Source organism: Paraburkholderia podalyriae (assembly GCF_014397785.1).
GTDB classification, from domain to species: domain Bacteria; phylum Pseudomonadota; class Gammaproteobacteria; order Burkholderiales; family Burkholderiaceae; genus Paraburkholderia; species Paraburkholderia podalyriae.
Map to the genome: position 1 here is coordinate 1 of NZ_VZQQ01000125.1, position 8,115 is coordinate 8,115.

At 59.5% G+C, this 8,115-nt stretch carries 6 protein-coding genes and 3 pseudogenes; 6 read left to right on the top strand and 3 right to left on the bottom strand.

Annotated features, from left to right (window positions below):
• Positions 1–1,336: 1,336 nt before the first annotated feature.
• The 3 genes from F6X42_RS40920 (at position 1,337) to F6X42_RS40925 (ending at position 3,159) form a co-directional block, all read left to right on the top strand.
• Positions 1,337–1,720, top strand: coding sequence for a hypothetical protein (locus F6X42_RS40920; RefSeq protein WP_246530514.1), 384 nt, complete (start codon positions 1,337–1,339; stop codon positions 1,718–1,720).
• An 80-nt stretch (positions 1,721–1,800) separates the two neighbouring features.
• Positions 1,801–1,989 (top strand): ATP-binding protein, encoded by a 189-nt coding sequence (locus tag F6X42_RS45735; RefSeq protein ID WP_312893019.1) that lies wholly within the window; start codon positions 1,801–1,803, stop codon positions 1,987–1,989.
• 498 nt (positions 1,990–2,487) lie between these two features.
• Positions 2,488–3,159, top strand: a complete 672-nt coding sequence (locus tag F6X42_RS40925; RefSeq protein ID WP_187639482.1) for a response regulator transcription factor — start codon at positions 2,488–2,490, stop codon at positions 3,157–3,159.
• A 61-nt stretch (positions 3,160–3,220) separates the two neighbouring features.
• Here the strand turns inward: F6X42_RS40925 and F6X42_RS40930 are convergent, their stop codons facing one another.
• The 3 genes and pseudogenes from F6X42_RS40930 to F6X42_RS44970 all read right to left on the bottom strand — a co-directional run bounded on the left by F6X42_RS40930 (position 3,221) and on the right by F6X42_RS44970 (position 4,596).
• The gene (locus F6X42_RS40930; protein WP_026225839.1) at positions 3,221–3,661 is read right to left on the bottom strand and encodes a response regulator transcription factor; all 441 of its coding nucleotides are present in this window, start codon (positions 3,659–3,661) and stop codon (positions 3,221–3,223) included.
• A 186-nt stretch (positions 3,662–3,847) separates the two neighbouring features.
• Positions 3,848–4,093 (bottom strand): annotated as a pseudogene (locus F6X42_RS40935) (ATP-binding protein); the annotation flags it as partial.
• Positions 4,094–4,191: 98 nt separating this feature from the next.
• Positions 4,192–4,596 (bottom strand): annotated as a pseudogene (locus tag F6X42_RS44970) (SET domain-containing protein).
• A 70-nt stretch (positions 4,597–4,666) separates the two neighbouring features.
• Between F6X42_RS44970 and F6X42_RS40940 the strand changes: the two are divergent.
• The 3 genes and pseudogenes from F6X42_RS40940 to F6X42_RS40950 all read left to right on the top strand — a co-directional run.
• Positions 4,667–5,527 carry an IS5 family transposase gene (locus tag F6X42_RS40940; RefSeq protein ID WP_187639483.1) on the top strand — a complete coding sequence of 287 codons (861 nt, stop codon included), beginning with the start codon at positions 4,667–4,669 and terminating at the stop codon, positions 5,525–5,527.
• Positions 5,528–5,725: 198 nt separating this feature from the next.
• Positions 5,726–6,797: pseudogene (locus F6X42_RS40945) on the top strand (IS91 family transposase).
• A gap of 752 nt (positions 6,798–7,549) precedes the next feature.
• Positions 7,550–8,115, top strand: a 566-nt coding sequence (locus F6X42_RS40950; protein ID WP_187639484.1) for a DUF4118 domain-containing protein, incomplete at its 3' end; no start/stop codon positions are given.

Here is an 8,115-nt window from a genome sequence, read left to right on the forward strand (position 1 = left end):
AACTTGATGACGTCTCAGGAGGGATCTGTGCAAACCGGGCCTTGACAATTACTTACCCTTCATAGAAGTCTCAGGAGGGATCTGTGCAAACCGGGCCTTGACAATTACTTACCCTTCATAGAAGAAGGCGGTGAGACGTGAATGTCTCACGTGCGCAACGCGCTTCAGACACGTGCAAGATAATTTCGTCCCCCCCAATGCGCCTGCATGACGAGGAGGACCCAAGATGGCAGAAAATGTACTGATTCGATGAGAAGCCCGGAACAAAAAAGCCTTGACTATTTTCTCCTCATAGAAGGCTACTGCTGGTCGCACAGCAGGTCACAGTCCTCGCAGTCAATGTTCCGACGCCGGGCGTGACAAGGCAAGAAAGAGCTTTACCGCCGACTACATGCCGCATAACGCGCGGCTGACGGCGACACGTGTCGCACCAACAAGTTGACAATACCACCGCACATTCCCAGATCCCGCGTCACTGCTCTGAAGGAAACGCTGCTCCATTCGCGAATCGCTATCGACGATAGTCGCACCGTATCGCTGCTTACCCCTCTGCAAACTTTGCATGACGTGTTTGGCGTATGGGATTGGGAGCGTCGCCTTAAATCAATCGCAATTGAATTTGATTTGTCCGATCGGGTCTTGACGATTGCCGCATGACAACGCTCGTAGTTAGCTATCCTGAGAGGCTCGCTGTGGTGAACCACTGCATGCCCAGCCACACCGAGTCTCTTTCGGCAGCCCCAAAAATAGCCCCTAAATAGCGTTCCGCCGTGCGCCAGGCGCTCGCGTAGACGGTTATTCAACTTGCGCCCAGGTGGTTCAGCCCCACCGCAGAGTTGGACCAGCGCGTGGCCGAGCGCACAGCGCAACTTCATCGGGGCTGAGCACGACGGGCAGCGTGCGGGCAGGCGCACCGGGTGCATCCTTACTGACCATCCGTTCGGGGCGGTCGAGCGCGACTTCGAAAAGGATTGCGGTCCCGCGATCGCGGCATTCAGTGATAGAGGCGAGGTGCCGTGATCGACCAGATGCTGGTAGCGCCGCAGGTCCTCGGCGGTGGCCAAACATGTGCTGGAGCTTCGGGGGACGTTTGCGTGTGAGGAGGTCATGATTGGCTCCTCTGGGAAAACGAGGCGGATTACCTCATGCGCCGACATACGGAATTGCGTTGCCGGCCTTTCACTGATCTGCAACGCCTGACCGTAGTTTCTACCGCGCGAGCGGTTCCAGTTCCAGACACGCATCGCCCGTTCGGTTGGCGCGATGCGTTCTTCCGGCTTCAGACGTTATTCAGCGCTGGCGAATAGAAGAAGCGTTCAAGCGCCTCAAGCACCGCTTGAACCTCGAGCATGTTTCGGGGCTGTCGCAACACGCGGTGGTACAAGATCTCGCCGCCAAGGTGCTGTGCGACAACTTGCAGGCCTTGACCACCCTGACGGCCCACGCCTGCCATGAATTGCCGCCCGACCGACGCATTAACCGCGCTTACGTGCATTCCGTGCTCAAGCCTCTACTGCCATACCTGTTGCTCGGCATCGCCGCGGCGACCTCGCTGGCGGACGCCTTGGCCCTCATCGCACGCCATACCTTCCGTCATCGACCAGGGAATCTCAAAGCAACGGAAACCCCGCTCGAAACCCCACAAATCCATGACGCAAAAGCCTTGCTGAAAGATCTCCATTTCTTACTTGGATGGATTGGGGCTCAGGTGGACGGTTGAGTTTTGCGACTGTTGTCTGTCTGGAAACGGCGTAGGAAGGTCATGACATATCCGACCATGTTCCTTGCCCCTATACGGGCGTGGGGCTGCGCGACGGAGAGCTGGAACACCTTTTTGAATCGTTTTATACGACGAAAGCGGGAGGCATAGGCATGGGCCCCGCCATCTGCAGGTCCATTGCCGAGACTCATAGCGGGCGCATCGACGCAGGCGCCGAACAAGCCTGGCAGTGCGGTGTTTCGCTTCGCCATCCCTGTCGAACGGCATGATTGTCCGCGTGCAGCAGCTCAGCGCGCCTAAGCCCGCAGGTTTAAAGCCCGCGGCGGCAGGGGCGGTTTGCGGCGGCGTTTGTGCTGCCGGGCATGCAGCGGCCAACAGCAGTCGTTTTCCGGTATCTCCTGCTTTGTGCTGCCCCCCGCGTCGAGCGGGGCCGGGGTGACTGCGCTTGCCAAGGCGCGTAGAGGTAAATCTGCAGCACGCCTCTGGCATCGACGGCGTAGTAAGCTCCGAAAAGAGGGTGTATCGCTCGCCCCATGCCGCGGTTCATGTTCTAGCCGCTTTGTGCGACGCATTGCAGACGTAGATGCAAGGGTAGCGGGCCGCTTGGGCGGCGGCAAACCTACATTCGGACATTTACCCTACTCTCGTCTTACCGTGTCATACTTGGAACGCGTCTTATCGGCGCAAAACGGCGGGGACGCGTCTCTGTCAAGCGGGCGAAAATGTCTCATCAGTCCGCCGCATTGTGGCGTGTTGAGGACTCGTTTATGGCTACCGATCGGCATGTACCGTCGTCCACGGGTGGAATCCGCGGCTCGACAGTCTTTGTCGTCGACGACGAAGAGTCCATCCGCCTCGCGCTGTGCGACCTACTGGAGTCGGTCGGGTATTCCGTCGAGACGTTCTGTTCGGTGCAGGAATTCGTGACGTTTCGCAAACCCGCCGGCCCAAGCTGTCTCATCCTCGATGTCAGGCTCAAAGGCGAAAGCGGGCTGGCGTTCCAGCAGGCGATGGCACGCGAGGGACTGCAAATGCCGGTTCTCTTCATGACGGGGCACGGCGACATGGAAATGTCGGTGCGAGCGATGAGAGCTGGTGCATTCCATTTTTTCCCGAAGCCGTTTCGTGACCAGGATATGCTCGACGCGATTTCCGAGGCAATTTCGAAAGACTCGCAACGCATCGAAAAGGAACACAGCCTCGCGGCTGTACGCACCGCGTACGCCTCGCTGACGCCGCGCGAACGCGAGATCCTGGCGCTGGTGGTCAGCGGAATGCTCAACAAGCAGATCGCCGCGCAACTCAACCTGAGCGAAGTCACGGTGAAAATCCATCGCGGCCAGTTGATGAAGAAAATGGACGCGCACTCACTCCCGGATCTCGTTTTCAAGGCCGCCGCACTCGAAATTGGGCGGCAACAAAGAAAGCCGCGCCCTTAGACACGCGCCAGCCGCCATTGACGGAAAGAGGTCCGCAAAACGCTGTTTTGAGCGCCCCTGCCTAAATCCCGACGTTGCCGAGTGCTCGTTTCAGGAGCGCCGCGTCCACGGGCTTGTCGAGCAGCGTGATGGCTGTGCTGGACTGCACCTGCACTCGCAGCGCGTCGCTGGGAAACGCGCTCACGAAGATCGTCGGCGGCGCGGCGCCCAGTGCGACAAGACGGTCAAGCAACTCCAGTCCTGACATGCCGGGCATGCGGACGTCGGAAAGCAGGACTCCGTTTTCGGTGCGAAGGTGCGACGCCCGCGCCGCCAGATAGTCCGAAGGCAGCGAGTAAGTTTCGGTCGAATAGCCGAGCGATTGCACCAGGCTTTCGAGTGCCAGGCGGGATGATTCGTCGTCGTCGACAATCCAGACGATCCCGGAAACGGAAGCCCGCGGCTGTCGTTGCGAGGGGCTTCGGGAGGACATAAGGTCGCTTGCCAATGATTGCTTATTCAATCTAGACCCTGGAGCGTCGACTTGTCCATCATACCGACGTATGTCTGACTATCCCTTCCGGAATGATGAGACGCAATGCGTCGGCCCCGCATCCAGACTTGCCGGGCGCGCCATCGCCCAAGATTTCATCGAACGAACGCCGTCCAAGGAACCTTGAGTACGCCTCTCGTGGCGAATCTGCCGCCATGCAAGGAAGCGCACGCGCTGTGCAAGGTTACCTTCGCGCTCGGCCTTCACCATCGACGCGACGATCTCGGCAAGCGTACCGAAGTAGACACTCTTACCGGCACGAACGGCCTCAACGCCAAGCGCTATGCACAGATGTGATTTGCCGGTTCCGGGCGGACCGAGGAAATGCACGGCCTGACGTCGTTCGATGAAGTCGAGTTCTGCCAGTGCCATGATGCGATCCCGATCGAGACCCGGCTGGAAGCGCAATTTCGGGTTGACAGAATTATTGCGTTCTACGGCTTCGTTGCGTGGCCGCTTTCCAGAACCTCGCTGTTTACTGACTACCTTCGACACCCTGTTCACCCCGCGTCCGCCAGCATCGACTGACGACAATCCAATGCGGCGCACCGGCACGCGTACTGCGCGCGAATCTCTTCATCGAGCGGATCGTCAGTCGCCAGCAGATATTACAGTAAATAAACAGTTCTTCGCCGACGTCGATCGGCCGCAGCGTGTGGATGAAGATGCGACTGCCGTCTTGGATGGTCTCGCAGTTTGGGGGCACACGCATGGTTCAGCCATCGCGCGCTAGTGCCGCCACGGCTGCCGTCAATCACGCGTCCATCGGACAGCCCAAAGAGGAACGTATGTCCAAAGACGCCTTCCCGCCGGTGACGACGCACGGCCTCGCGCCAGCGTGTAATTTCGCCCTTGTACTGGTTCAACTGGTTGCGGGTTTTCGACGGCCGTGGAATTGTCTGCAAGCCGCGCCAGGACTGGATTTCAGGTCAGAGTAGCCAGATCGGCTAAAGTCCAGATTTCTGGACGCAGCGAATGACCCGAAGCCCATGCTGGCAAAAGATTCCAACAAGATTGCGCCTGGAGCAGTTCGAGCAATTTGTCTGGCCGCATCTGCGCCTGGGCCGTCGCGGACCTCGCCCCACGCTGGCCTTGCACAAGATCTTCAACTACATCCTGCAGGCGCTGTACATGGGTTGTCAATGGAAGATGCTGCCGATCGACAGGAATGCAGAAGGTCACCATGAAATCCACTATACGCGCATCCACCGCACATTTCGTCGCTGGCAGGCCGATGGTTGTATCGATGCCATCTTTTCGGGCTCGGTGCAGCAGCTTCATCAGGACCAGCTGCTTGACCTTTCGGTCATCCACGGCGACGGTACCACGACGGCGGCGAAGAAAGGCGGCGACAATCTCGGGTATAGCGGGCACAAGCATCTGAAGGGCGACAAGGTGGTAGCCTTGTGCGATCGAAACTGCAACGTCATTGCACCATTCATCAGCGCTCCCGGCAACCGCAACGAATCACCGCTGTTGCGCGACGCGCTGCCAAGCCTCACCGCCATGGCCCGCGCCATTGGCGCGGGCCTGCACGGTTCAATCGTCAGCCTGGATGGCGTCTACGACTGCAGGGCCAACCGCAAGGCGATCTTCAATCGCGGCATGACCCCGAACATCCCCGAGAATCCGCGCGGACGCAAAACACCGAAGCGAGGCCGCAAGCAGCGCTATGATCCGGCCATCTTCGAGGAGCGCTTCAGGACCATTGAGCGGGTCTTCGCCTGGGAGGACAAGTTCCGCCGTCTGCTGCTGCGCTTTGAGCGCATCAGTGACGTTCACTATGCGTTCAAGACGCTTGCCTATACGATGATCAACCTGCGCCACTACTGCTGAACCAGCGCGGGGCTCGCACTTCACTGACGGCGCCATGCGCCATGATCGCTCACACCTGTTGCGTTCGCATTCCTGATCATAATGCAAACTCCGATATCGAGATACCTGTCGCTTTTCACAACGATGTGCCTAGCTTCGCACGATCACTAACGACCATCGTAGTTCTTCCGTTCGCAATGGACGGAAACGCGCAACCAGTTGAAGGTGATGTCGGCGATCGAACAGTGCCGCAGCGCGGCGCTGGGTGGACACGTGTTGCGCTGTTCCGGCTGCGAACACATCGAGGTCGCCTACAACTCGTGTCGCAATAGACATTGCCCAAGGTGCCAGGCTACTGCGGCGCGTCGTTGGCTCGAAGCGCGTGAGGCGGATCACGCTGCCGGCTGCGATCAGCGCGATTGCGTATTGCAACAAGGCCGTCATCTACGGGCTGCTGTTCGATATCGCAGCCGAGACGTTGCGCACCATCGCCGCCGATCCGAAGCATCTCGGGGCACAGATCGGCGCCACGCTCGTCCTGCATACCTGGGGCTCCGCGCTCACGCATCATCCCCATGTGCATGGCATCGTTCCCGGTGGTGGGTTGTCGCCCGATCGAAGCCGGTGGGTAGCATGCAAGCCAGGTTTTTTCCTTCCCGTGCGCGTGCTCTCACGCCTGTTCCGGCGACGCTTCCTCGAAGAACTGGAAGCGATCTATCGCCGCGGCCAGTTGCGCTTCTTCGGCGAATATGCCGGGCTCAACGATGTCACAGCCTTCACCGAATGGCTTGCGCCGATGCGAGCATGTCAATGGGTGGTGTACGCCAAGCGCCCGTTTGCCGGACCGAAAGCGGTGTTGGCCTATCTGTCGCGTTACACGCACCGCGTCGCGATCTCCAACCAACGCCTGATCGCGCGCGACGAACACGGCGTCACCTTCCACTGGAAGGATTACCGCGTGGACGGACGCACACGCAACAAGACCATGACGCTCGAAGCGGATGAGTTCGTGCGCCGGTTCCTGCTGCACGTGCTACCTGGCGGCTTGCACCGCATCCGCCATTACGGGCTGCTCGCGAACCCATCGCGGCGCGAGAGTCTCGCGAAGATACGCGAGTTGCTGAGCGTAGTGCCTGCCCATATCGAACCCGGCGCTAACGTCGTAGCCACAGCTGCAGTACCGCCAACCTTTGTTTGCCGGCACTGCGGTTCGCCGATGATCATCATCATCGACATACTCCAACGCAGCAGGCCTATCCGGGCACCACCTGTTGAGCGAGCCCACGCATGAACATCATCGTGTCAGGATGCACACATCGACTGTCGGCTCTTCGGCAACGAGAGCCAATAGGAGACACCTGCGCCTATCGTTTCGAACGGGTAGTCTGGCGCTGGCCGACTCGGCGCGAGAGCAACCCGCCGCCGTGTCGCTGCCACGATCGTGCCAATCAAAGGCCCCAATTCAGCCGCGTTCACATCCACCACGTCCTCAATCGGACCGGACAAATCGCCATAGCGGTGAAACGTTCCGACCACATCGGAACACTCCGCGGTTTCCTCCCTTGGGGCTTGTAGGACGCTTGCCCGCCGGCTCCTGCGCGAGTTCGCGTGCGCGCGGATCAGGGCAGGCGTCCTACAACCCTAAACACGACCCGCCGTTCGCCGGAAATTGGTGACTGGCCGCTTGACACCGAGGATGAGACTGTCATGAAAGTCGACCCGGCCTTTCGCTCGCATCGCAAGTTCGGCGGGAAGCGCATGAACAAGGTTCCTGGCCCCACGATGTGCAGCAGACAGGCATGATGTTCGAGCGAGGTCAGGGGAGCGGTCCGCTCGCCGGCGGACCGCCCTGATGATAGATCAGGATTGACAGGACGGTCCTCTCCAATGAAAGTAGGGCTAGGGTGAACGCCGAGGTGTTGCGAAGCGCCAGCACGCCCAGACCTTGCGAGTACCGCGTACGACGAGCACATGGTTTGCCGTGTCCCTTGACCGAGAGGGCGAGTCAGCGCTTCGACTTGCCGTTCAAAGGGGAAAAACCGAATGAAGGATCTCTTTGCGAACGGTGGCTGGCGGGGGATGCACGCAACCAGAACGACCAACGGGATCGTTCAATCGCGCTCGGTTGCCGCGATCCCGTTCGCCGGCGCTATCAGCATAGCAATCGCGACCTGGGTGTGCTTTCGCTTGGGAGCCGGCGTCGCGGTAGTTGGGTTCGTCTACCTGATCGAGGTCTTGCTGGTGTCACTGATGGGCAGCCTCGTTTCATCGGTAGCTATCTCGGTGATCGCTGTTGGTTGCCTCAACTTTTTCTTTACACAGCCCCTATTTACCTTCCGGGCAGATGCCCAGCAGGACATCGTAGCGTTGACTGCCTTTTTTGTGACATCGTTCGTCGTCACCTTTCTCGTGCATAGGACTCGCCGACTGGCAGCGGTCCATCGTGAGCAGGCACAGCTTCTCGACCTTACCCACGACAGCATGGTAGCTCGCGATATGGACGATGTAATTACCTACTGGAACAGCGGCGCGGAAGCGCTTTATGGGTGGAAGAAACACGAGGCGCTCGGCCACGTTGCCGACCGTCTGCTTCACACGCGTTTTCCTGC

What these genes read in the sequence shown, in the direction of transcription:
- F6X42_RS40925 (WP_187639482.1), top strand. Translation starts at nt 2,488, where the DNA reads ATGGCTACCGATCGGCATGTACCGTCGTCCACGGGTGGAATCCGCGGC.
- F6X42_RS40940 (WP_187639483.1), top strand. Translation starts at nt 4,667, where the DNA reads ATGACCCGAAGCCCATGCTGGCAAAAGATTCCAACAAGATTGCGCCTG.